Source organism: Haloferax sp. Atlit-10N (assembly GCF_003586325.1).
Classification (GTDB): Archaea; Halobacteriota; Halobacteria; order Halobacteriales; family Haloferacaceae; genus Haloferax; species Haloferax prahovense.
In genome coordinates, this window is record NZ_PSYX01000003.1 from 144,350 (window position 1) to 166,858 (window position 22,509).

Annotated in this window: 29 protein-coding genes; 19 read left to right on the forward strand and 10 right to left on the reverse strand. The window is 68.1% G+C overall.

Annotated elements, in window-relative coordinates; all coding sequences use genetic code 11:
• Positions 1–26: 26 nt before the first annotated feature.
• The gene (locus C5B91_RS11420) at positions 27–773 is read left to right on the forward strand and encodes an MBL fold metallo-hydrolase (RefSeq protein WP_008094966.1); all 747 of its coding nucleotides are present in this window, start codon (positions 27–29) and stop codon (positions 771–773) included.
• Positions 774–785: 12 nt separating this feature from the next.
• On the opposite strand, the gene C5B91_RS11425 is transcribed toward C5B91_RS11420, so the two are convergent.
• The 3 genes from C5B91_RS11425 to C5B91_RS11435 all read right to left on the reverse strand — a co-directional run bounded on the left by C5B91_RS11425 (position 786) and on the right by C5B91_RS11435 (position 3,036).
• The gene (locus C5B91_RS11425; protein ID WP_049967832.1) at positions 786–1,532 is read right to left on the reverse strand and encodes an isopentenyl phosphate kinase; all 747 of its coding nucleotides are present in this window, start codon (positions 1,530–1,532) and stop codon (positions 786–788) included.
• A complete protein-coding gene (gene mvk, locus C5B91_RS11430) occupies positions 1,529–2,593 on the reverse strand; it encodes a mevalonate kinase (RefSeq protein ID WP_049967831.1) in 1,065 nt (354 codons plus the stop codon). Before mvk ends, C5B91_RS11425 begins: the two co-directional genes overlap by 4 nt.
• A 107-nt stretch (positions 2,594–2,700) precedes the next feature.
• A complete protein-coding gene (locus C5B91_RS11435) occupies positions 2,701–3,036 on the reverse strand; it encodes a hypothetical protein (RefSeq protein ID WP_049913569.1) in 336 nt (111 codons plus the stop codon).
• 150 nt (positions 3,037–3,186) lie between these two features.
• On the opposite strand from C5B91_RS11435, the gene C5B91_RS11440 reads away from it, so the two are divergent.
• From C5B91_RS11440 to C5B91_RS11475, 8 genes are all read left to right on the forward strand, one after another.
• Positions 3,187–4,251: a M42 family peptidase gene (locus C5B91_RS11440; protein ID WP_115819350.1), complete on the forward strand. Its 1,065-nt coding sequence runs from the start codon at positions 3,187–3,189 to the stop codon at positions 4,249–4,251.
• A 96-nt stretch (positions 4,252–4,347) separates the two neighbouring features.
• The gene (locus C5B91_RS11445) at positions 4,348–4,827 is read left to right on the forward strand and encodes a 50S ribosomal protein L11 (RefSeq protein WP_008094977.1); all 480 of its coding nucleotides are present in this window, start codon (positions 4,348–4,350) and stop codon (positions 4,825–4,827) included.
• Between the two features lie 305 nt (positions 4,828–5,132).
• Entirely contained in the window at positions 5,133–5,771 is a 639-nt protein-coding gene (locus C5B91_RS11450; RefSeq protein ID WP_008094979.1) for a 50S ribosomal protein L1, read from the forward strand.
• The gene (locus C5B91_RS11455) at positions 5,768–6,817 is read left to right on the forward strand and encodes a 50S ribosomal protein L10 (protein WP_115819351.1); all 1,050 of its coding nucleotides are present in this window, start codon (positions 5,768–5,770) and stop codon (positions 6,815–6,817) included. Before C5B91_RS11450 ends, C5B91_RS11455 begins: the two co-directional genes overlap by 4 nt.
• Positions 6,818–6,838: 21 nt before the next feature.
• Positions 6,839–7,177 (forward strand): 50S ribosomal protein P1, encoded by a 339-nt coding sequence (gene rpl12p / locus C5B91_RS11460; RefSeq protein WP_004974573.1) that lies wholly within the window; start codon positions 6,839–6,841, stop codon positions 7,175–7,177.
• A 187-nt stretch (positions 7,178–7,364) separates the two neighbouring features.
• Complete coding sequence (locus C5B91_RS11465) at positions 7,365–8,648, forward strand: tripartite tricarboxylate transporter permease (RefSeq protein ID WP_115819352.1); 1,284 nt, start codon at positions 7,365–7,367, stop codon at positions 8,646–8,648.
• An 83-nt stretch (positions 8,649–8,731) separates the two neighbouring features.
• Positions 8,732–8,911: an HVO_2753 family zinc finger protein gene (locus C5B91_RS11470; protein ID WP_004042997.1), complete on the forward strand. Its 180-nt coding sequence runs from the start codon at positions 8,732–8,734 to the stop codon at positions 8,909–8,911.
• 2 nt (positions 8,912–8,913) lie between these two features.
• On the forward strand, positions 8,914–9,180 hold the full coding sequence (locus C5B91_RS11475; protein ID WP_004969379.1) for an elongation factor 1-beta: 267 nt from the start codon (positions 8,914–8,916) through the stop codon (positions 9,178–9,180).
• Positions 9,181–9,237: 57 nt separating this feature from the next.
• Here the strand turns inward: C5B91_RS11475 and C5B91_RS11480 are convergent, their stop codons facing one another.
• Complete coding sequence (locus tag C5B91_RS11480) at positions 9,238–9,495, reverse strand: hypothetical protein (RefSeq protein ID WP_004974577.1); 258 nt, start codon at positions 9,493–9,495, stop codon at positions 9,238–9,240.
• Positions 9,496–9,614: 119 nt separating this feature from the next.
• Positions 9,615–10,775: a cystathionine gamma-synthase gene (locus C5B91_RS11485; RefSeq protein WP_008094991.1), complete on the reverse strand. Its 1,161-nt coding sequence runs from the start codon at positions 10,773–10,775 to the stop codon at positions 9,615–9,617.
• A gap of 123 nt (positions 10,776–10,898) precedes the next feature.
• Between C5B91_RS11485 and C5B91_RS11490 the strand changes: the two genes are divergently transcribed.
• The 9 genes from C5B91_RS11490 (at position 10,899) to C5B91_RS11530 (ending at position 17,741) form a co-directional block, all read left to right on the forward strand.
• The gene (locus C5B91_RS11490; RefSeq protein WP_004061361.1) at positions 10,899–11,189 is read left to right on the forward strand and encodes a 50S ribosomal protein L21e; all 291 of its coding nucleotides are present in this window, start codon (positions 10,899–10,901) and stop codon (positions 11,187–11,189) included.
• A 3-nt stretch (positions 11,190–11,192) separates the two neighbouring features.
• Complete coding sequence (locus C5B91_RS11495) at positions 11,193–11,549, forward strand: RNA polymerase Rpb4 family protein (protein ID WP_004042989.1); 357 nt, start codon at positions 11,193–11,195, stop codon at positions 11,547–11,549.
• A gap of 53 nt (positions 11,550–11,602) precedes the next feature.
• Entirely contained in the window at positions 11,603–12,196 is a 594-nt protein-coding gene (locus tag C5B91_RS11500) for a DUF655 domain-containing protein (protein ID WP_004974581.1), read from the forward strand.
• 42 nt (positions 12,197–12,238) lie between these two features.
• Positions 12,239–13,102: a 16S ribosomal RNA methyltransferase A gene (locus C5B91_RS11505; RefSeq protein WP_008094997.1), complete on the forward strand. Its 864-nt coding sequence runs from the start codon at positions 12,239–12,241 to the stop codon at positions 13,100–13,102.
• 9 nt (positions 13,103–13,111) lie between these two features.
• On the forward strand, positions 13,112–14,338 hold the full coding sequence (locus C5B91_RS11510) for a mechanosensitive ion channel family protein (protein ID WP_049967828.1): 1,227 nt from the start codon (positions 13,112–13,114) through the stop codon (positions 14,336–14,338).
• Positions 14,335–14,931 carry a HemK2/MTQ2 family protein methyltransferase gene (locus C5B91_RS11515; RefSeq protein WP_049967827.1) on the forward strand — a complete coding sequence of 199 codons (597 nt, stop codon included), beginning with the start codon at positions 14,335–14,337 and terminating at the stop codon, positions 14,929–14,931. Before C5B91_RS11510 ends, C5B91_RS11515 begins: the two co-directional genes overlap by 4 nt.
• A 59-nt stretch (positions 14,932–14,990) precedes the next feature.
• The gene (locus C5B91_RS11520) at positions 14,991–15,998 is read left to right on the forward strand and encodes a 5-methyltetrahydropteroyltriglutamate--homocysteine methyltransferase (protein ID WP_115819353.1); all 1,008 of its coding nucleotides are present in this window, start codon (positions 14,991–14,993) and stop codon (positions 15,996–15,998) included.
• Entirely contained in the window at positions 15,995–17,068 is a 1,074-nt protein-coding gene (locus C5B91_RS11525; RefSeq protein WP_049967825.1) for a methionine synthase, read from the forward strand. Before C5B91_RS11520 ends, C5B91_RS11525 begins: the two co-directional genes overlap by 4 nt.
• A gap of 160 nt (positions 17,069–17,228) precedes the next feature.
• Positions 17,229–17,741, forward strand: coding sequence for an ester cyclase (locus C5B91_RS11530; RefSeq protein ID WP_008095008.1), 513 nt, complete (start codon positions 17,229–17,231; stop codon positions 17,739–17,741).
• Positions 17,742–17,767: 26 nt separating this feature from the next.
• Here C5B91_RS11530 and C5B91_RS11535 read toward each other — a convergent pair whose 3' ends face one another.
• From C5B91_RS11535 to rpl7ae, 5 genes are all read right to left on the reverse strand, one after another.
• Complete coding sequence (locus C5B91_RS11535) at positions 17,768–18,340, reverse strand: hypothetical protein (protein WP_008095010.1); 573 nt, start codon at positions 18,338–18,340, stop codon at positions 17,768–17,770.
• Positions 18,341–18,554: 214 nt separating this feature from the next.
• On the reverse strand, positions 18,555–19,019 hold the full coding sequence (gene ndk, locus C5B91_RS11540) for a nucleoside-diphosphate kinase (RefSeq protein WP_008095011.1): 465 nt from the start codon (positions 19,017–19,019) through the stop codon (positions 18,555–18,557).
• Complete coding sequence (locus tag C5B91_RS11545) at positions 19,019–19,219, reverse strand: 50S ribosomal protein L24e (protein ID WP_004974594.1); 201 nt, start codon at positions 19,217–19,219, stop codon at positions 19,019–19,021. The genes ndk and C5B91_RS11545 overlap by 1 nt, the downstream gene beginning before the upstream one ends.
• 2 nt (positions 19,220–19,221) lie before the next feature.
• The gene (locus C5B91_RS11550) at positions 19,222–19,446 is read right to left on the reverse strand and encodes a 30S ribosomal protein S28e (protein WP_004042966.1); all 225 of its coding nucleotides are present in this window, start codon (positions 19,444–19,446) and stop codon (positions 19,222–19,224) included.
• 6 nt (positions 19,447–19,452) lie between these two features.
• Entirely contained in the window at positions 19,453–19,815 is a 363-nt protein-coding gene (gene rpl7ae, locus C5B91_RS11555) for a 50S ribosomal protein L7Ae (RefSeq protein WP_004042964.1), read from the reverse strand.
• Between the two features lie 372 nt (positions 19,816–20,187).
• Here rpl7ae and tmcA point away from each other — a divergent pair, with 372 nt between their 5' ends.
• Positions 20,188–22,452 (forward strand): tRNA(Met) cytidine acetyltransferase TmcA, encoded by a 2,265-nt coding sequence (gene tmcA, locus C5B91_RS11560; protein ID WP_115819354.1) that lies wholly within the window; start codon positions 20,188–20,190, stop codon positions 22,450–22,452.
• Positions 22,453–22,509 lie beyond the last annotated feature (57 nt).

Here is a 22,509-nt window from a genome sequence, read left to right on the forward strand (position 1 = left end):
ACGCCGCCGCCGTGGTATCTCGGCGCATGCGCGTCACGTTCCTCGGCACCGGTAGTGCGATGCCCGTCACCGGCCGCGCCCAGACCGGGCTCCTCCTCGAATCGGACAGCAACGCCCTCCTCGTGGACTGCGGGTCGGGCGTCCTCGCCCGACTCGCGGAGACGGAGGTCGGCTACGAGGGCGTCTCGTCTGTCCTCCTCACGCACCACCACCTCGACCACGTGTCGGACCTGATGGCGCTCGTAAAGGCCCGGTGGCTCGCCGGACAGGACCGCCTCGAAATCGTCGGCCCGGAAGGGACCGAGGACCTCGTCGAGGGGCTGTTCGACGTTCACGACTACCTAAAGGGACGCCTCGACGTGCAGATTCGGGAGGTCGGGCCGACCGAGTTCGGCGTCGCCGGCTTCGACGTGATGGGGTTCGAGGTCCGCCACTCGATGCCGACGCTCGCCTACCGCTTCAGCAACGAGCGGGGCGAGGCCGACTTCGTCTTCTCGGGGGACACCGAGGCGTTCTCCGCCCTCGGCGACTTCGCCGACGGCGCGAGCGTCCTCGCGCACGACTGCTCGTTCCCCGACGACGTGGACGTGTCGAACCATCCGACGCCGTCGCAGGTTGGCGAGGCGCTCGCCGGCTGTGACATCGATTCGGTCTACCTGACGCACCTCTACCCGCACGCCGACCGCGTCACCGACGACCTCCGGGCGAGCGTGAGCGAACAGTTCGACGGCGAGGTCCGGGTCGCAAAAGACGGCTTGGTCGTCGAACTCTGAGTTCGAGTCCGATTACTCTCCGCGGATGACGGTCCCGGGCGACTCGCCGGCGACGAACGCCGACAGCCCCTCGGGGCCGAAGACGTGCGCCGGCGCGCCGAGCGCGAGCAGTTTTCTGACCTTCGCGGCCATCCCGCCGGTCACGTCGGTCGACTCCGACCCGCCGAGCGCGTCGGCCGCGTCCGCGAACGCCGTAATCTCGGGAATCACGTCGCCGTCGGCGTCGAGGACGCCGGGGACGGTCGAACAGAGTCCGACGCGGTCCGCGCCGAGTCCGGACGCGAGCGACACCACGAGGTCGTCGCCGCTGACGATAGTCGCGCCCTTGCCCGCGTGCGCGATGACATCACCGTGGAGGACCGGGACGAAGCCCTCGTCGAGCATCGTCTCGGTCGCCGCGAGGGGAAGCGATAGCGAGCCGTCGGCCTCGCGCGCGCCGACCGAAAGCGGGTGGACCGGCAGGGCCGAGACGCTGCGGTCGGCGAGGGCGTCGAGGACGGCGTCGTTGAGGCGCTTCATCGCGTCGTGGATGGCGCGGACCCCGCCGGCGTCGCGGGTTCCGGAGCCCGAGGAGACGCCGTGTTCGGCGGCGTGGTGGTGGCCGAAGCTCCCGCCGCCGTGGACGACGACGACGCGGCCCGACGCAGCGAGGGTCGCGACTGCGTCCGCCGCGGCCGCCAGCCCCGCCTCGTCCACCGTCTCCGGTTCGTCCTTGTCGGTGACGACGCTCCCACCGAGTTTGAGGACGACGAGGCTCACGCCGAGTCCTCCCCGTCTCCGTCGCGCTCGGCGTCCGCTTCGGGCGAGACCTCGACTCTGACGCCCTCGGTGGCGAGTTCGGCGCGGAAGGCGTCCTCGCAACCGGGGGTGAATCGGAGCGCGGTCTGGGTCTCGGGCGTCGGGTCGAGAGAGACGATACAGCCGCCGCCACCCGCGCCGGTCAGTTTCGCGCCGTACGCGCCGGCCTCGCGGGCGGCCCACACCATCGAGTCGAGCGAGCGCGAGGAGACGCCGAGGGCTTCGAGCAGGCCGTGGTTGAAGTTCATGAAGCGGCCGAGCTCCGAGAGGAGCTCCTCGGGCGGCTCGTCGGCGTCGGGGTCCGACTCGGCCAGCAGTTCCTCGCCCCGGCGGACGATGTCGCCGACGGTCGAGACCGTGTCGGCGGCGAAGTCGTACTCCTCGCGGAGCGCGCGGACGCCGGAGACGAGCGCACCGGTGTCGCCCGCACCGCCGTCGAAGCCGATGACGAACGGGAGCGGCGGCGCGTCGATGGTTCGGCAGTCGTCGCCCTCGACGCGGACGGCCCCGCCCATCGCGGAACAGAAGGTATCGGCGCGGGAGGCCTGTCCGTCCTGGACCTCGTGTTCGGCGCGGTAGGCGCGTTCTGCGATTTCGCGGGGTTCGAGTTCGACGCCGAGTTCGCGGGTCGCGGCGTCGATGCCGGCGACGACGACCGCCGCGGAGGAGCCGAGGCCGGCCCCGAGCGGGATATCGCTTTCGACGGTGATGTCGAAGCCGGCGTCGGGCGCGTCGGCGGCCTCGCGGGCCTGGTCGACCGCGGCGTCGATGTAGCCCATCGCGGCCTCCACGAGCGGTGCCGGAACGTCCACGTCGGGCCGGTCGCCGGTCGAGCCGCGGTACTCGACGGTGAAGCCGTTGAGACTCAGGTCCTCGGCGCGGACGCGGACGTGGTCGTCGTCGCGGGCGGCGACGGTGACGGTCGCCCGGCGCTCGACCGCGCAGGGGACCGCCGGTTCGCCGTAGACGACTGCGTGCTCCCCGAACAGGTACACCTTGCCGGGAGCGCTCGAAACGGTCATACCCCGGAGTTGCTACGGGATTCGCTTAAGGGTATCCGACCGCGGTCGAACCCGGCGGTGGTCGTCGGTGGGAACGGTCGCGGAAAAAGGTGTTCGGAGCCGCCGGCTCAGGCGTCGATTTCGACTTCGTCGCGCTCCTCGTCGTCGAGGTCGGCCAGTTCGTCGAGGTCGCCGCCGCCGCCGCGGATGTAGCGGACCGCCGCGGCGATGCCGACGAGGAGGACGAACCCGACGAGCAGCGCCATACCGGGGCCGCCGCTCGACTCGGATTCGTCGGTCTCGTCGGCGTCGAGTTCCGCGTCGTAGTCGTCGTACGATTCGTCCTCGGCTTCGAGTGCCGCCGCCTCGTCGCCGCCGCGCTTGGAGAGGAGCGGCGCGCTGTTGGTCGGGCTGAACTCGAAGCCGTCGTGCAGGTGGACCTCGAAGAGGGTGAAGTCGGCCATACCCATCAGTACGCTCACAAGATGGATATGCCTTGTGGCGACGGGACGACGCGGGTCGCCGTGAGACGCGAGGACCTCGACCCGCGGTGACTCCCGGTGGGGTGTGCTTGATTCGCTGTGTTCTTGTTTCGCCGCTCGTCAACGTCTCGTATGGACGACGACCGACGCGCCTTCCTCGAAGACCTGCTCACCACACCCAGTCCGTCCGGCTACGAAGTCGCCGGCCAGCGCGTGTGGGTGGACTACGTCTCGCAGTTCGCCGACGACGTGACGGTCGACGACTACGGCAACGCCGTCGCGGTCCACGAAGGCACCGGCGAGGGCCCCGAAATCGCCTTCACCGGCCACGCGGACCAAATCGGCTACATCGTCCGCGACATCGACGACGACGGCTTCGTCCGCATCGGTCCCATCGGCGGCGCGGACCGCACCGTCTCGAAGGGCCAGCACGTGACGGTCCACGGCGACGACGGCGACGTGGCCGGCGTCATCGGCCAGACCGCCATCCACCTCCGCGACGTGGGAAGCGAGGAGTACGACGACCTCGAAGAGCAGTTCGTCGACATCGGCGCGACGAGCAAGGGCGGCGCGAAAGACCACGTCGAGGTCGGCGACCCAGTGACGGTCGAAGCGCGGGTCCGCGACCTCGCGGGCGACCGCGTCGCCGCCAACGGGATGGACAACCGCGTCGGCACGTGGTCGGCCGCGGAGGGCCTCCGCGCCGCCGTCGAGGCCGACGTGGACGCGACGGTGTACGCCGTCAGCACGGTTCAGGAGGAAGTCGGCGTGCAGGGCGCGAAGATGGTCGGCTACGACCTCGACCCCGACGCGATGGTCGCCGTCGACGTGACCCACGCGACGGACAACCCCGACGTGCCCGGCAAGCGCAAGGGCCCGGTCGAACTCGGCGAGGGGCCGGTCGTCTCCCGCGGGAGCGCGAACCACCCCACCGTCGTCTCACTCGCCCGCGACGCGGCCAAAGACGCCGACATCGGCGTGCAGTTACAGGCCGCCGGCATCCGCACGGGCACCGACGCCGACGCCTTCTACACGAGTCGCTCCGGCATCCCGTCGCTCAACATCGGCATCCCGAACCGCTACATGCACACGCCCGTCGAAGTGGTCTCCACGAGCGACCTCGACGACGTGGCCGAACTGCTCGGGTCGATGGCCGCGCTCGCGGGCGACGTGGACTCGTTCGGCGTCGAACTGTAGACGGGCGCACGTCGGCCCCGCGCGCTGTGCGTAGTTGTCGCACACGTCTCCGGGCGAAAGAAAACCGTTAAAAGTCGCCACACGGTGTTTCCACGTATGGCTGGAACTATCGAAGTACTCGTTCCCGGCGGGAAGGCGAACCCCGGTCCGCCGCTCGGCCCGGAACTCGGCCCGACCCCTGTCGACGTCCAGGACGTCGTCAACGACATCAACGACCAGACGGCTGCCTTCGACGGCATGGAAGTCCCCGTCACCGTCGAGTACGACGACGACGGCTCGTTCAGCATCGAAGTCGGCGTCCCGCCGACGGCGGCGCTCATCAAGGACGAAGTCGGATTCGACACCGGCAGCGGCGAACCCCAGGAGAACTTCGTCGCCGACATGTCCATCGAACAGCTGAAGAAGGTCGCAGAGCAGAAGTCCTCTGACCTGCTCTCGTACGACCTCAAGAACGCCTCGAAGGAAGTCGCCGGGACGTGTGCGTCCCTCGGCGTCACCATCGAGGGCGAAGACGCCCGCACGTTCAAGCAGCGCATCGACGGCGGCGACTTCGACGACCACTTCGACGACGAGTAATCGTCTCGGAACCGTCTCGGCGGTTCGAACCGCCCTTTCCGTCGGGCCGAGTCGACTCGGCCCGCTTTCTTCTCTCCACAGACCCGACTCGGCCCGGAGCGGCCCGACCGTCGATGACCTCGCATCGCCCGCGTGCTCGCCAGCCCGCATGTGTGGCTGTGGCACGCGAAACCCCCGAATTCGGGGGTTTCGGCTCCCGTAGTTCGACGGACTTAAGTTGAGCCTACTCGTCCTGCCGGACGAGGCAGGCAGTAGCCTGTTTCACTGACCCGTAGGAGCAATCCTGCGTACTACGGAGGTGAATAATGGCAGACACAATAGTTGACGCAGTCTCTCGCGCACTCGACGAGGCACCTGGGCGGAACTTCCGCGAAACGGTTGACCTCGCCGTGAACTTGCGAGACTTAGATCTTAACGACCCGTCGAAGCGTGTCGACGAGAGCATCGTGCTCCCGTCTGGCACCGGCCAGGACACCCAGATTGTGGTGTTCGCGACCGGTGAAACCGCGCTCCGCGCAGAGGATGCCGCCGACGAAGTTCTCGGGCCCGATGAGCTCGAAGACTTCGGCGACGACACCGATGCGGCGAAAGACCTTGCCGACGAGACCGACTTCTTCGTTGCCGAGGCTGGACTGATGCAGGACATCGGTCGCTACCTCGGTACCGTGCTCGGTCCCCGTGGTAAGATGCCGACCCCGCTTCAGCCCGACGACGACGTCGTCGAGACGGTGAACCGGATGAAGAACACGGTGCAGCTCCGCTCGCGCGACCGTCGCACGTTCCACACGCGCGTCGGCGCAGACGACATGACGCCCGACGAAATCGCGGAGAACATCGACGTCATCGTCCGTCGTCTCGAAGCGACGCTCGAAAAGGGCCCGCTCAACATCGACTCCGTCTACGTGAAGACGACGATGGGGCCGTCCGTGGAGGTGCCCGAATGAGCGAGTCCGAGGTGCGGCAGACCGAGGTCATCCCGCAGTGGAAGCGTGAAGAGGTCGACGAGCTCGTCGACTTCATCGAATCCTACGAATCCGTCGGCGTCGTCGGCGTCGCGGGCATCCCGAGCCGCCAGCTCCAGGCCATGCGCCGCGAGCTTCACGGCTCGGCCGCGGTGCGCATGAGCCGCAACACGCTCGTGAACCGCGCGCTCGACGAAGTCGACGACGGCTTCGAGGACCTCAAGGAGTACATCGCCGGGCAGGTCGCCCTCATCGGCACGAACGACAACCCGTTCGCCCTGTTCAAGGAGCTCGAGGCGTCGAAGACGCCCGCGCCCATCAACGCCGGTGAAGTCGCCCCGAACGACATCGTCATCCCCGAGGGTGACACCGGTGTCGACCCGGGTCCGTTCGTCGGCGAACTCCAGCAGGTCGGGGCGTCCGCCCGCATCATGGACGGCTCGATCAAGGTGACCGAAGACTCCAACGTCCTCTCTGAGGGCGAGGAAGTCTCCGAGGAACTCGCAAACGTCCTGGCGGAGCTCGGCATCGAACCCAAGGAGGTCGGTCTCGACCTCCGCGGCGTCTTCTCCGAAGGCGTCCTGTTCGAGCCCGACGAACTCGCCATCGACGTGGACGAGTACCGCGCCGACATCCAGTCGGCCGTCTCCGCCGCGACGAACCTCTCTGTCAACGCGGTCTACCCGACCGCCCAGACCGCGCCGACGCTCATCGCCAAGGCGACGAGCGAGGCCAAGGCAGTCGGTCTGTTCGCCAACATCGAGAGCCCGGACTTCATGCCCGAGCTCATCTCGAAGGCGGACGCCCAGCTTCGGGCGCTCGCGGCGAACATCGACGACGAAGAGGCGCTTCCCGAGGAACTCCGCGGCGTGTCCGCGGCTGACACGGGTGCCGCCGAGGAAGAAGAATCGACTGACGAAGAAGCAGCGGACGCCGACGAGGCAGACGCCGACGCCGACGAAGACGCCGCCGAAGACGACGGCGACGACGACGAAGACGCTGGCGACGCCCTCGGCTCCCTGTTCTAACAACACACAAGGTACACAACAATGGAATACGTCTACGCTGCGCTCATCCTGAACGAGTCGGACGAAGAGGTCAACGAAGAGAACATCACCGCGGTCCTCGAGGCCGCCGGTGTCGATGTCGAGGAGTCCCGCGTCAAGGCGCTCGTCGCCGCGCTCGAGGACGTCGACATCGAAGAGGCCATCGAGACGGCCGCCGCTGCCCCCGCGCCCGCCGCGGGCGGTTCCGCCGGTGGCGAGGTCGAGGCCGCTGACGACGACGACGAGGAAGACGCCGAAGAAGAGGCCGCTGACGAAGGCGGCGACGACGACGACGACGACGAAGAAGCCGACGGCGAGGGCCTCGGCGCGCTCTTCGGCTAACTCCCGCGAGACTCAGCCGCATCCGCGGCGACGCTCGCTTCGAAACTCCGATTTCTTTCGACGCAACTCACCAGCGGCAGTTCTGGTCGCGTGTTCGCCGACTCGGACGCGGGCCACGGCGCAGTCGGTGTCGGCGTCGGCGTCAACCGCGTAGCTTCATATCGAAAGCCGAAGCCACTCCGGCGCGATGTTCCTCACCGGCGGGGCAGTCGTCCCCCTGTTCGCTCGAGCGGTGGCGCTCGCGTCGCCCGTCGCGACCGACCCGACGACCGCCGCCCTCCTCGGCGTGGTCGTCGGCGTCTGCCTCGGGACCTGCTCGGGCCTCATTCCCGGCCTTCACGCGAACGCGTTCGCGCTGCTCCTCGCCGGCGTCGCGTCCGAGTTCCCCGGGCCGCCGGTCGCCGTCGCGGCCGCCGTCCTCGCCGCGTCGACCGTCCACACCTTCCTCGACGTGGTGCCGGCGCTGACGCTCGGCGTACCCGACGCCGCGCTCGCGCCGGGCGCACTCCCGGCGCACAAACTCGTCCTCGGCGGGAGGGGGCGCGAGGCGCTTCGGCTGTCGGCGCTCGGAAGCGGCGCGGCGCTCTGTCTGGCGGTGCCGGTCGCGGTGCCGCTCACCGAGGTACTGGTCGAGGGCTATCCCGTCGTCCGGGACCACCTGTGGGTGGTGCTCGCCGCCGTCGCCGCCGCGCTCGTCTGGACCGAACCGAGTCGGCGGGCCAAACTGGCGGCCTGCGTGACCATCGTCGCCTCGACCGGGCTGGGCCTCGCGGTCCTCGACCGGCCGTTCGGGGGGCCGCTTCCGGTCGGTGGCGTCTTGGCCCCGCTCTTGGCCGGCCTGTTCGGCGTCCCGGTCCTCTTGGCGGCGCGACGCGGCGCGGGCGTTCCACCGCAGGACGATGCCGCACTCGCAACGTCGCCGCTGGCAGTCGCGCGGAGCGTCGCCGCGGGAACCGGCGGGGGCGCGTTCGTCGGCTACCTCCCGGGCGTTTCCGCCGGCGTCGCCGGGACGCTCGCGCTGGCCGCGCTCCCCGGCCGCGACCCCGACGAATCGACGCGGGCCTACGTCACGGCGACGAGCGCCGCCACGACGGCGACGACGGTGTTCGCGCTGTTCGCACTCGCCGGGTTGGGGACGCCCAGAACGGGCGCACTCGTCGCGCTCACGGAGGCGGAACTCCCGACCGGACTCGGTCTCGCGGTGCCGGTGACGGTCGTCTCGGGGCTCTGCGGGGCGGTGTTGGTGCCGGTCGTCGGCGACCGGGCGCTCGCAGTCGTCGGGAGACTCGACCAGCGCCGACTCGTCACCGCCGTCTGCGCCCTCCTCGTCGCGCTCTCGTGGGCGTTCGCCGGAGTCGGCGGCGTCGTCGTCCTCGCCGTCGCCGGGGCTGTCGGCCATCTCCCCGTTCGGTTCGGCTGTCGGCGCGTCCACCTGATGTGCGTCCTCATGGGGCCGCTGATAATCGGATGAGTCGTGTCCACGCGGGGCACGGATTTCCCCCAGCAGAACCCGGAAAGACAACGGTTAAAAGTCGCGCGCCGGTTTATGAGCGTATGAGCGAGTCCGAACAGCGACACGCGCACCAGTGTGTGTCCTGTGGCATCAACATCGCCGGCATGAGCGCGGCGACGTTCAAGTGCCCCGACTGTGGCCAGGAGATTTCGCGTTGTTCCAAGTGCCGCAAGCAGAGCAACCTCTACGAGTGCCCCGACTGCGGATTCATGGGTCCATAATCATGGGAAAAGTAGCTGCTAAAATCAAGGTCATGCCGAACAGCCCCGAGCTCGACCTCGACAACCTCGAGGACGCGCTCGAAGACTCCCTGCCCGAGGGTGCGAAAATCAAGGGCTTCGAACGCGACGACGTCGCGTTCGGACTCGTCGCCCTCCTGCCGACGGTCATCGTCCCCGACGACGCCGGTGGCACCGAGGCCGTCGAAGAGGCGTTCATCGAAGTCGAAGGCGTCGAGAGCGTCTCCGTCGAGAACGTCGGCCGTATCTGAACTGACGACCGACCTTTTTCGAAGTCCCGTCCCCGGAGCGACCGCGTTCGACCGCCGTCAGCGGCGCTCCATGAAGTAGACGCCGAGGACGACGCCGAACGTGAGCCCGAGCATCACGCCGATGGCCAGGGAGTCGCCGATGACGCCCGCGACGCCGCCGAGAAGGAAGCCGATGGCCAGCCCGATACCGAACTGCTCGGCGCTGTGGCTCGACCCCTCGTGGTCGTCGGAATCGACCATCACACGGTCGGTCGGTTCGGCGTAGCTCTGTCGCTGTACGGACTCCGCGCTCAGGGTGACTGACTCCTGGGACATACCTCATTATTCATCGTGCTATTCAATAACCCTTACTCGCGTTCTCAACTTTCGACAACGGCCGGTGCGCGAGGGCGCTCGAGAGCGCGTGAAGACGAGTCGAAGCGGACTTCGACGCCTCAGAACGCCGCGTCGAACGCCCGCTGCAGGTCGGTCTTCATGTCGTCGATGTGCTCGATGCCGACGGAGACGCGGACGAGGCCGTCGGTGAGACCCGCTTCGAGTCGCTCCTCGCGGGGGATGGCCGCGTGGGTCATCGCCGCGGGCTGTTCGATGAGGCTCTCGACGCCACCGAGGCTCTCGGCGAGCGTGAACACTTCGGTCTCCTCGACGACGGTCGAGGCCTGTTCGAGCGAGCCGTCGAGTTCGAACGAGAGCATCCCACCGAAGTCGTCCATCTGCTCGGCCGCGAGGTCGTGCTGCGGGTGCGAGTCGAGACCGGGGTAGAACACCTCGGAGACCGCCTCGTGGTCGTCGAGCCACGCGGCGAGTTCGCGGGCGTTGTCGCAGTGGCGGTCCATTCGAACCGGGAGCGTCTTCGTCCCGCGGAGGACGAGGAAGCAGTCGAACGGCGATGGCGTCGCGCCGACGGAGTTCTGGTAGAACGCTATCTCCTCGTCTAACTCCGCGTCGTCGGTGACGAGCGCGCCGCCGACGACGTCGGAGTGACCCCCGAGGTACTTCGTCAACGAGTGCGAGACGATGTCCGCGCCGTGGTCGAGCGGGCGCTGGAGATACGGCGTGGCGAAGGTGTTGTCGACGGCGCACAGCGCGTCGACCTCGTGGGCGATGTCAGCGAGCGCCTCGATGTCGTTGACGCGCATGAGCGGGTTCGTCGGCGTCTCGACCCACACGAGTTCGGTCCCGTCGCGGACGGTGTCGCGGACGGCGTCGTGGTCGGTGGTGTCGACGAAGTCGAACTCGAGGTCGTACTTCTCGTAGACCTGCGTGAAGATGCGGTGGGTGCCGCCGTAGACGTCGTTGCCGGCGACGACGTGGTCGCCCGCTTCGAGGAGGTTGAGAACGGTGTTTATCGCGCCCATCCCCGAGGAGAAGGCGCGGCCGTGCGAGCCGTGTTCGAGCGCCGCGAGGTTCGATTCGAGGTCGGTTCGTGTCGGGTTCCCCGTGCGGGAGTACTCGTATCCGCGGTGGTCACCCGGCCCGTCTTGGGCGTACGTCGAGTTCGCGTAGATGGGCGTCATGAGCGCCCCCGTCTCCTCGTCGGGCTCCTGTCCCGCGTGGATGGCGCGCGTCTCGATGCGTCGCTCGTCTTCGGACATACGAGAAGCGCCGCGCCGACTCGGGTTAAGTCCGTCCCTCCCGCGCGACCACGCGGGGGACACACACGCGCGGTTCGTAACGTGCAATTTATAATGGCGACGCAAGTATTCGTTCTCACGACTATGCCGAGCTCCAACGGTCCGATGAAGGGGACGCGAGGAAAGCTCTCGAACAAGCCGCGCGAGCGCGGCACTTCGCCGCCGCAGCGCGCTATCGCGGAATTCGAGGAGGGCCAGAAGGTCCACCTCAACATCGACCCGAGCGTTCGCGAGGGTCGTTTCCACCCGCGCTTCAACGGTCTCACCGGTGAAGTCACCGGGAAGCAGGGCCGCGCGTTCAAGGTCCAGATCAACGACGGCGGCAAAGAGAAGACGGTCATCGTCCGTCCCGCTCACCTGCGCGCCCAGCAGTAAGCGATGACCATCTTCAAAGAAAAGCTCGACGAGGAGTATCTGACGACCTCCGAGGTCAAGGAACTGCTCGCCGAGGTTGAGGCGGAACGCGCCGCCGACGAAGAGCGCGAGATGCGCTACGAACTGGCCCGTGCGATAGAACACGTCAACCGGTTCGCCCACCTCGACCCCGAGGAATCTCGCGAACTCGTCGAGGAGCTCGCCGAGCTCGAGAAGGTCGACGGTCCGACCGCCATCAAAATCGCGGACCTCCTCCCGCAGTCGCGCGACGAACTTCGCGCGGTGTTCGCCCAGCAGCGCTACGCGCTCTCGGGCGACGAACTCGACGAAATCCTCAACGTCGTCGCGAAGTACGTCTGACCGCGTGACAGCGCGGCCAACTATTTAAATATCGGCTCGCCGTAACTACTGGCATGACACGTACGGAGAGCGGTGACGCCGACGCCACGACCGAGTACGTCGTCGTACTCGACGTACTCCGCCACGGGCGTCAAGGAGACGACCGACGGCGCTTCGACGCGGCACCCATCGCGTACGCGCTCGGAGAGTCCGATTTCCGTCTCCTCGAGTTGACCCTCGTCGAAGACGCCGACGTGAGCATCGGCGACCGGCTCGTCGTCTCACCGGTCGCCGACCGCGAGCTGATTCAGTCCGTCGAAGAACTCTCGTACGGCGACCTCTCGAACACGGCGACGGCCGAAGTCGACTACGTCGTCGAGGACATCGTCGAGGCCGACGAACGGCGGTTCGTGGACTTCTACAACGACGCACAGCCCATCACACTGCGGCTCCACCAGCTCAACTTGCTTCCCGGCATCGGGAAGAAGCTCCGCGACAAGATTCTCGAATCGCGTAAGCGGCAGGGACCGTTCGAGTCGTTCGAAGACCTCGAAGAACGAGTCTCCGGGCTTCACCGCCCGAAGGAGGTCATCGTCGAGCGCATCCTCGACGAACTCCGCGACAACGACGTGAAGTACAAGACGTTCGTCGGACGCGACGGGCGGTAGCGGAACGGGACTTTTACCCGCTCCCGCACGATACCTCTCCCAATGACGAGCGACGGCAGCGAACAGGTCCGCGGGGCCGGCGCGCGCGACCCGGACGCCCTCATCCGGCGGGCGGGCGCTCGCGGGAACCCGGACCACGACCAGCACTTCCTCGTCGACGACCGCGTCGTCGACCGCATCCCGACGTACCTCCCCGAGGACGCGGACCGCTCGCACGTCCTCGAAATCGGCGGCGGACCGGGAGTCCTCACGGACCGACTGCTCGGCGTCGCCGACCGCGTGACCGTCGTCGAACAGGACCGGACGTTCGCCGAGCACCTGCGCCGCGAGTTCGCCGACGAGGTCGAAGCGGGACGGCTCACCGTCGTCGAGGGCGACGCGCTCGAGGTCGACCTGCCCGAGTTCACCGCGTGCGTCTCGAACCTCCCGTACGGCATCTCCTCGGAGATTTCGTTCCGGTTGCTCCCCCGCGGGAAGCCGCTGGTGTTGATGTTCCAAAAGGAGTTCGGCGAGCGGATGGCCGCCGAGTCGGGCACCTCGGAGTACGGCCGCCTCTCGGTGAGCACCCAGCACTACGGCGACGTCGAGGTCTGCGAGCACGTCCCCCGCGAGGCGTTCGACCCCAAGCCGGCGGTCCAGAGCGTCGTCGTCCGCATCACGCCGCGCGACCCGGAGTACGAGGTCGAAGACGAGGCGTTCTTCCTCGACTTCGTGAAGGCGCTGTTCACCCAGCGACGGAAGACCATCAGAAACGGCATCCGAAACACGGCGCACATCTCCGGGCTGTCGGACCCCGAAGCGGTCGTCGAGGCGGCCGACGAGGACGTGCTCCGAAAGCGCGCCGGCAACATGGCTCCCGCGGAGTTCGCCGAACTCGCGGAACTCGCCGCGTCGGTCGGCCGGTAACCTAACTCCATGATACGCCCCGCGCTCGCCGTGACCCTCTCTCGTCTCGCTTCCACCGGCACGCCCCTCCAGAGCGACACGGTTCTCGACATCGCGTCGCTGTTCCCGACGTTCGAACTCCGCGTCGCCGCGAGCCTCCTCGTGACCGTCGCCGTCGTCGCCGTCTGGCGGCTCGGCGCGCGGCTCCACGACAAGGAGGTCGACGCCGTCTCGATGCCAGTGTGGCACCTCTCGGTGACGGTGCTCCGACTCGTCGTCGTCGCCGGCGGCGGGGCGTTCGTCTTCGCGGTCTGGTCGCTGTCGGGCGACATCGGCACGATTTCGACGCAGTACGACCTCAACAGGCAGACGTTCGTCCGCATCGCGCTGTCGGCGGCGTTCGTCGTCGGCGCGTACGTCCTCACGAGCGTCCTCGGTCGGTTCATCGGCGAGATTGCGAGCACGCGCCCGGAGATTTCCGACCACCAGCGCGAAATCATCTACCGCATCGCGCAGGTGACGACCTACCTCGCCACGCTCGCGGTCATTCTCGGTATCTGGCGGGCCGACCTCGGCGGCTTCCTCGTCGGCGCTGGCTTCCTCGGTATCGTGGTCGGGATGGCCGCGAGACAGACTCTCGGCGCGCTCATCGCGGGCTTCGTCATCATGTTCTCCCGGCCGTTCGAAATCGGCGACTGGGTCGAAGTCGGCGACCACGAGGGCATCGTCACCGAAATCACGGTCGTGAACACGCGCATCCAGACGTTCGACGGCGAGTTCGTGATGATTCCGAACGACGTGGTGAGTTCAGAGAGCCTCGTCAACCGGAGCCGAAAGGGTCGACTCCGCCTCGACGTCGAGGTCGGCGTCGACTACGAGACCGACATCGACCACGCCGCGGACGTGGCGCAGGCGGCGGTGGAGGACCTCGACGAGGTGCTCTCGGTGCCGAAGCCGCAGGTCGTCGCCAAGCGGTTCGACGACTCCGCGGTCGTCCTCGGGGTTCGCCCGTGGATAGACCGCCCGAGCGCCCGCCGGTGGTGGCGCGCCCGCACGGCGACCATCTCGGCCGTCCGCGAGGCGTTCGCGGAGGAAGATATCACCATCCCGTTCCCGCAGCGCGCGCTGTCCGAGCGCGACCCCTCGGGGCCGATTCCCCTCACCGATACGCGGCCCGAAGCGAGCCCCGAAGCCGACGGCGGCGTCGAGGGCGACGATGGCGGCGCCTCGACTGGTTCCAAGGAGGCCGACGAATGACCGACCTCGCCGAGCGCCGCGGGATGAACACCTCGGTCTATCAGCCCGCGGAGGACTCTGGACTGCTCGCGCAGGCCGCGGTCGGGCGCGTCTCGGGACGCGTCCTCGAAGTCGGCACCGGCTCGGGCTGGGTCGCAGAACAACTCGCGACGAAGACCGACGCCGACGTGGTCGCGAGCGACCTCAACCCCCACGCCTGCCGGCAGGCGGCCGAGCGGGCCGCAGCCATCCGCGCCGAGGGCGGCCGCGGCTTCGAGGTCGTTCGCGGGAGCCTCGTCGAACCGTTCCGCGACGACGTCTTCGACGCGGTGGCGTTCAACCCGCCGTACCTTCCCGAGGATCTCGAAGCCGCGCGCGACGACTGGATGGAAGTCGCGCTCACCGGCGGCGAGGACGGCCGCGAAATCATCGACCCATTCCTCGACACGGTCGGCCGGGTCCTCAAGCCCGGCGGGACCGTCTTCCTCCTCGTGAGTAGCTTCACCGGCTACGACGAGGTGCTCGCCCGCGCCGAGGCGAACGGCTTCGGCCACGAGGTCGTCGTCCAGGAGTCGTACCCCTACGAGACGCTCACGGTGCTCGCGTTGGAATAACCAATGCGCATATGTTGATACAGGAAATATTATAGTCCGTCATTTCTTAGCCAGGAGTGATGACTGAACTCGTCTCGACGACACCGGGACTGTATCCCCTCCCGGATTGGGCGAAACAGGAGCTTTCCGACCTCAAGGGCCACCAGAAACACGACCTCATCTCCGGTAACGAGGGCGCAGATATCGTGAGCGCGTACGACCGCGCTCGCGAGGAAGTCGTCTCCGAACAGACTGACGCCGGCCTCGACCGCGTCGTCGAGGGGCAACTCCGCTGGGACGACATGCTCGCACACCCGCTTACGGTCCACGAGAACGTCGAGACCGGCGGTATCGTCCGCTACTACGACAACAACAACTTCTACCGCGACCCGCAGGTCCGCGGCGAACTCACCTTCTCCGGCGACGTCGCGGCCGAACTCGACGCCACCGCCGACCTCCTCGGCGACGAGTCGCTGCAGGCGGTCCTCCCCGGCCCGTACTCGCTTTCGGACCTCGCGACCGACGAGCACTACGGCGACGAGGCCGAATTCCTCGACGCTGTGAGCGAGTTCCTCGCCGGCGAGGTAGACGCCTTCCCGGAACACGAGACGCTGTTCCTCCTCGAACCCTCGCTCGTGTTCTCGCCGCCGGGCGAAGACGTCGACGACCGCGTCCCCGAGGCCATCTCCGCCGTCTCCGACGCGACCGACGCCGACGTAGTCGTCCACACCTACTGGGGCGCGCTCGACGAGAAGGTCTACGCGCACCTCATGGACGCCGACGTGGACGCCATTGGCTTCGACTTCGTCGCCGGCGACCGCGACCAGACGCTCTACAACATCAACGAGTACGGTACGAAAGACGACATCGCCCTGGGTCTCGTCGACGGCCAGAACACGCTGGTCGAAGACCCCGAGACGGTCCGCGAGCGCGTCGAGTGGACCCTCGACCAGGTCCAGAGCCAGACGTTCGACACCGCCTACGTGACCTCCAACACCGAACTGTTCTACCTGCCCGAGAACCGCGCGACGGAGAAACTCGCCGCCCTCGCGGCCGCCACCGAGGACGAACTGGAGGTGGAAGCATGAGCCGCGACGCCGAGAACCGCGAGCAGTTCCGCCCCGAGGCCCACGACAACGAGCACTTCCTGCTCACCACCGTCGTCGGCTCCTACCCGAAGCCCAAGTGGCTCAACCGCGCCAACGACCTCGCGGAGGACCCCGACTCCAAGTTCACCCAGGAGCACCTCCACGAGGCCCACGACGACGCCTGCCGCGTCATCACCAACGAGCACGAGCGCTCCGGCCTCGACACCGTCGTCGACGGCGAGATGCGCCGCGAGGAGATGGTCGAGTACTTCGCCCACCGCATCCCCGGCTACGAGTTCAACGGCCCGGTGAAGGTGTGGGGTCACAACTACTTCGACAAGCCCTCTGTCGTCGGCGAGGTCGAGTACGACGAGCCGTGGCTGGTCGACGAGTTCGAGTTCACGAGCGACGTGGCCTCCAAGCCCGTCAAGGTGCCCATCACGGGCCCGTACACGCTGGCTAGCTGGTCGTTCAACGAGCACTACGACTCCGAGGCCGACCTCGCGTACGCGCTGGCCGACCTCGTCAACGAGGAGATCGAACAACTCGTCGAGGCGGGCGCGACCTACATCCAGATCGACGAGCCCGCGCTGGCGACGACGCCGGACGACCACGCCATCGTCGGCGAGTGTCTCGAACGCATCGTCGCGGGCGTCCCCGACGAGGTCCGTATCGGCCTCCACGTCTGTTACGGCGACTACTCCCGTATCTACCCCGAACTCAACGACTACCCCATCGACGAGTTCGACGTGGAACTCTGCAACGGCGGTTACGAGCAGATAGACGTGTTCACCGACCCCGAGTTCGAGCCGGACCTCGCGCTCGGCGTCGTCGACGTTCACACCGCCGAAGTCGAGACTGTCGAGGAGATTAAGGAGAACATCAAGCAGGGTCTGAAGGTCGTCCCGCCGGAGAAACTCACCGTCTCCCCCGACTGCGGCGTGAAGCTCCTCCCCCGCGAGGTCGCCTACCAGAAGATGGAGAACATGGTCAAAGCCGCCCGCGAGGTCGAAGCCGAACTCGACGCCGGCGAAATCGACCTCGACGCGCCCGTCCCGCAGGCCGACTGAGCGGCTGAGTGTCCGAGCGACCGAACAACTCACGGCTCGTCTTTTTTGTCCGTATCGAACTCCAGAGTCGCAGAGTCCCATCGCGTTCTCGCCGTCGTGAGTGTCTCCCCGTTCTGTACGTGAAATAAATGTTAACATACCTCATGGCGTATCGCTCGGTATGGGCACCGAATCAGTCGCACCGGAACGGACGAACGTCGAACTGTGCCGCCGATACATCGAGGAGTTCGTCAACGAGGGGGACGCGGCGGCGGCAGAGGAGTTGGTCCACGAGGACGTCGTCACTCACCAGTTGGGCGTCGACGTCGACAGAGTGGGAAGAGACGCGCTGGTCGACCAGATACTCGGCTTCCGCGGGGCGGTCCCCGACTGGCACCTCGCTGTCGAAGACGCGGTCGGCGAGGGCGACCGGGTGATGATGCGGCTCACGGCGCGGGGAACGCCGCAGGAGCCGTGGGGTAACCTCGTCCCGACCGGGAAGTCGTTCGAGCAACCGGCGTTCTTCGTCTTCCGGCTCGAAGACGGCCGCATCGCCGAGCAGTGGAACCTGGTGAACCTGATGGGAATCGCGCGCCAACTCGGGTTGCTTCCGCCGGGGCCGCGGGTCGTCGCCAAACTGGCGGCCCGGCGGATTCGGTCGCGCCTCGGCGGCGGGCGACGACGACGCGCCTGACAACCCGCCAGTACTGGTCGCGCGAATTAGACGCGCTCGGTCTCGAACGAGCGTTCCCGAGTCGCGTCGTCTCCAACGTCGGCACCACCGAACCCGCGGTTGCCCTCACTCCCGATTCGCCACCCACCGTCGGCACCGCGGACTAACGGAAGCTCCGTCCCAACGGCGTCTGAAATCTCTTCGGGTGGCACGTCGCACGCCGCGGCGATGCGTTCGAACCGCGAGCCGCCGGTCAGGGCCTCGGGAACCGGCACCCAGACCGTCGCGGTCCGGTCGTCGGGCGTCGCGAGCGCGAGGTCGAGCCGCACGCCGTCCCGGCGAGAGAATCGGGCGAGGCCGCTCGCTCCGCGCCGCCGCTCGGGGACTACGTTCGTGACGACGCCCGAATCGACGTGGTCGAGCGCGCGCAGGCCGGCAACCCGGAGTTCGACGTCGCGGATGTCGGTCGGCCCGAGGACGACCGGACGCACGAGCGTCGAGAGCGTCGCCGCCAGTCGCGCGGTCGTCCACGCCGCCACCGCGGTCGCGCCGAGCATCGCCACCGCGCCGACGACGAACAGCGCCGCGAGCGCGAGGAGTACGAGTTCAACTTCGACCATATGACACGTTTCGCCGGGCGACGAGAAAACCGTTGTTCGCCGCGCGGTGGACGGTCAGGTCGCGGTGACGGTCGTCGCCGACCGTGGATGTCCAATGATAGTATCCCGCACACAGTACCCCCGAGGGGCCCGCTCGGGAGGTAGAGCGCGGACGAGAGGGGAGACGTGGCCGTCGCTCCTCTCGGCAGAAAACGTGAGAACCGCGAGACGAGACTTACTCGTAGAGCCAGGTCTCGTCGATGCGCTCGTAGTCGACGAGTTCGTCCTCGTCGAAGAAGAGCGCGATTTCGCGCTCGTTCGCGCCCTCGTCCTCGTGGTCGGAGCCGTGGATGACGTTCCGGCCGAGGTCGAGACCGTAGTCGCCGCGGATGGTGCCGGGAGCGGACTCTGCGGGGTCCGTCTCGCCCATCATGCCGCGAACCTGTCGCGTCGCGTCCTGTCCTTCCCAGACCATCGCGAAGACGGGACCGGACGTGATGAAGTCGACGAGACCCTCGAAGAAGGGCTTGCCCTCGTGCTCACCGTAGTGGTCGTGAGCGAGCTCCTCGTCGATCTGCATGAACTTGCCGGCGACCATCTTCAGACCGCGGTCCTCGAAGCGGGAGACGATGTCTCCGATGAGGCCGCGCTGGACGCCGTCGGGCTTGACCATCACGAAGGTGCGCTCTGCGTCGGACATCAGTTGTCCTCCGACTTGCCGCTCGCGCGGCGGCCGGCCTCCGTCCACTCGAGGTCGCGGGCCTCGCGGCCGAGGAAGTAGTTCTTCTCGGCCTTCGAGTCCTTGAAGTGGAGGATGGTGCCGTCGGTCTTGACGTACATCGTGCCCGTGCCGGGCTCGATTTCCTCACCACTGTAGTCGCACGTGCGCTTTTCGACCATTGTTACTGCCCTCCGATGGAGTCGGCGTCACGCTGAGTCTCGCGGAGCTGGAGGATGTCGCCCTCGCGGACGGGACCCAGCACGTTTCGCGTGATGATACGGCCCTGGTTGGAGCCTTCGCGGATGCGGCACTTGACCTGCATGGCCTCGCCGTGCATCCCAGTCTTTCCAACGACTTCGATGACTTCGGCAGGCGTCGAGTCGCTGGCTTGTTCGTCCGCGCTCATGGTCGGTTATCGAAGGTCCTCGACCTTAGTCGCGATGTCCTCGACATCGTCGGACGCGTCGCCGGCGTCGACGATGGCGGCCGCGGCACTGCCGACTTCGAGGCCGGCGGCGTGGCCGATGTCGTCCTGCGTCTCGACGAAGATGAACGGAATGCCCTTCTCGTCGGCGAGTTCGGGCAGGTGCATGACGATCTCCTCGGGGGAGACGTCTTCCGCGATGAGGACGAGCTGGGCGTTGCCCCGCTCGATGGACTTGGTCGTTTCGTTGGTTCCTTTCTTCACGATACCAGTATCTCGGGCGACCTCGAGCGCCTCGACGGCGCTGTCAGCGAGGTCGGCCGGTACGTCGAAGTCTACGTAGACAGCCATTGTTGTTCACCTATATCCTGCTCGCGGGCTCGACTCCCTCGCCGGTATCACACCGGTCGGTCGGTCGCGACCGGTCAACGATTTCCCTACGGCGAGGAGGTTCATCAACCCCGGACAGGCTGTAACCACTCTTTGCTTCGGCCCCCATAAAAGCGCTTTCAAAATCGTACCGCCGTGCGACGCGTCCGCACGACCCGCGAACACCCGATTTCTCGCCGACCGAAGCGCCCCGGATTCTCGTGTCGATTGCTCACACGAAACACCCGTGGCGGGGTGTGACACCCCACCGAAACCGCTGGCTGAACCGACTGGGGACGAGCGCGCTCGCACCCGACCGAAGGATGTGAATAGTCGCGCCGGCGTATCGCCCCCATGACCGAACTCGGCGACGACCCCGACGTCGAGGCGCTCGCCGCCGCCCGCCGCGCGGAGGCACTGGCGACGAACCAGCGACGCCTCCTCGTCCTCGCCGGCGACCGGGACGCCGGCATCGACGCCGCCTTCGACGCGGTCCGCGGGGCCGACGTCCCCGACGACGAGGTGACGTTCGTCACCGCCCGCGAGGGCTTTCGCTTCCACCGCGTCGAACCGAAGCGCGCCTCGTCGCTGCTCGGGACGACCCGGACGCTCGTCGTCCTCGACGCCCACGAGGACTTCTCGGCGAACGCGCTCGGCCGCGTCGCCGGCGCAGTCGACGGCGGCGGCCTGCTCGTCCTGCTCGCGCCACCCCTCGACGAGTGGCCCGCCCGCCGCGATTCCTTCGACGAGCGGTTGGCGGTCCCGCCGTTCTCCGTCGCGGACGTGACCGGGCGCTTCCGCGGCCGACTCGTCTCGACGCTCCGGGACCACCCCGGCGTCGCCCTCGTCGACCTCGATTCGGGGACCGTCGAGCGCGACGGCGCGTACCGACAGGGAATCAGTTTCGACGCCGCCCCGCCGCGGATACCGAGAGAGAAGAACCGACGGTTCCCGCGGCGCGCCTACGAGAACTGTCTCACCGCCGACCAGTCCGCCGCGCTCGAAGCGCTCGAAGCGCTGGCCGACCCTGGAAACGCCATCGTCGTGGAGGCCGACCGCGGCCGCGGGAAGTCGAGCGCGGCGGGCCTCGCCGCCGGGAGTCTCGCCGCGGAGGGCGCGGACGTGGTCGTGACCGCGCCCGGAAAGCGAAACGCCGCCGAGGTGTTCGCCCGCGCGGAGCGACTTCTCTCCGAACTCGGCGCGCTCCGAGGCGGCGGCGCGGACGACTTCGACCTCGCGGCCGAGAGCGGCGGTCGCGTCCGCTACGTCCCGCCCACGGAAGCCGGCGCGGCGGCGGCCGACGCCGACGCGCTCGTCGTGGACGAGGCGGCCGCCCTGCCCGTCAGGCTCCTCGAATCGTTCCTCGCCGCGCCCGCGGTCGCCTTCTGTACGACCGTCCGGGGCTACGAGGGCGCGGGCCGCGGCTTCGCTGTCCGCTTCCGCGACCGCCTCGACGACGCGGACCGCGAGGTGACCGACGCGCGCCTCGACGACCCGATTCGCTACGCCGCCGGCGACCCCGTCGAGTCGTGGACGTTCCGCGCGCTCCTCCTCGACGCTCGGCCGCCGGTCGACCAGCTCGTCGCTGACGCGACGCCCGATACCGTCTCCTACCGGACGCTTTCGCCCGACGACCTGCTGGCTGACGAACACCTGCTCCGCGAAGCGTTCGGCCTGCTCGTCCTCGCGCACTACCGGACCGAACCGGACGACCTCGCCCGACTTCTCGACGCTCCGAACCTGACGCTCCGGGCGCTCACCCACGAGGGGCGAGTCGTCTCGGTCGCGCTCCTCGCCCGCGAGGGCGGCCTCGACGCCGACACCCGCCGGCACATGTACGACGGCGGCCGCATCCGCGGGAACATGCTCCCCGACGTGTTCACGAGCCAACTCCGGGACGAAGCGGCCGGCGTCCCCGTCGGCTACCGCGTGATGCGCATCGCCACCCACCACGCGGTCCGGTCGTCCGGGCTCGGCTCGCGGCTCCTCTCGGAGATACGCGACGAGTTCGCGGGCGACGCGGACTACCTCGGCGTCGGCTTCGGCGCGACGCCCGAACTCCTCTCGTTCTGGCGCGACAACGGTTACGGGACGGTCCACCTCTCGACCACCAGAAACGACACCAGCGGCGAGTACTCGGCGCTCATGATGCACCCCCTGTCGCCCGCCGGCCGCGACCTCCGCGACCGCCACGCGGCGTGGTTCCTCGGCCGCGTCGGCGACGTGCTCGGCGACGCCCTCTCGGACCTCGACGCCGACGTGGCACGGGCGGCCCTCGCCGCCGTCGACACCGCGTTCTCACCGGACCTCTCCGAGTACGAGTGGCGCGTCGTCGTGGGCGCGTCCTACGGCCCGGGGCTCTACACGACCGCGCCCGGCGCGTTCCGTCGCCTCGGCCTCGCGCACCTCACGACCCCCGAGCGGGCCTCGCTCACGCCTCGGGAGGAGCGACTGCTGGTCCGCAAGGTCCTCCAGACCCGGCCGTGGGACGCCGTCGCCGACGAACTCGACTTCCACTCGACCGCGGGAGCCATGCGCGCGCTCGGCGACGCCTACGAACCGCTCGTGGACGAGTACGGCACCGACGCGGCCCACGAGGAACGCGAGCGATTCCGGTGAGCGCGAGGCGCGCGGCGGGCGGAGAGACGGCTGGGCCGCGACTCGCCGACACACCGA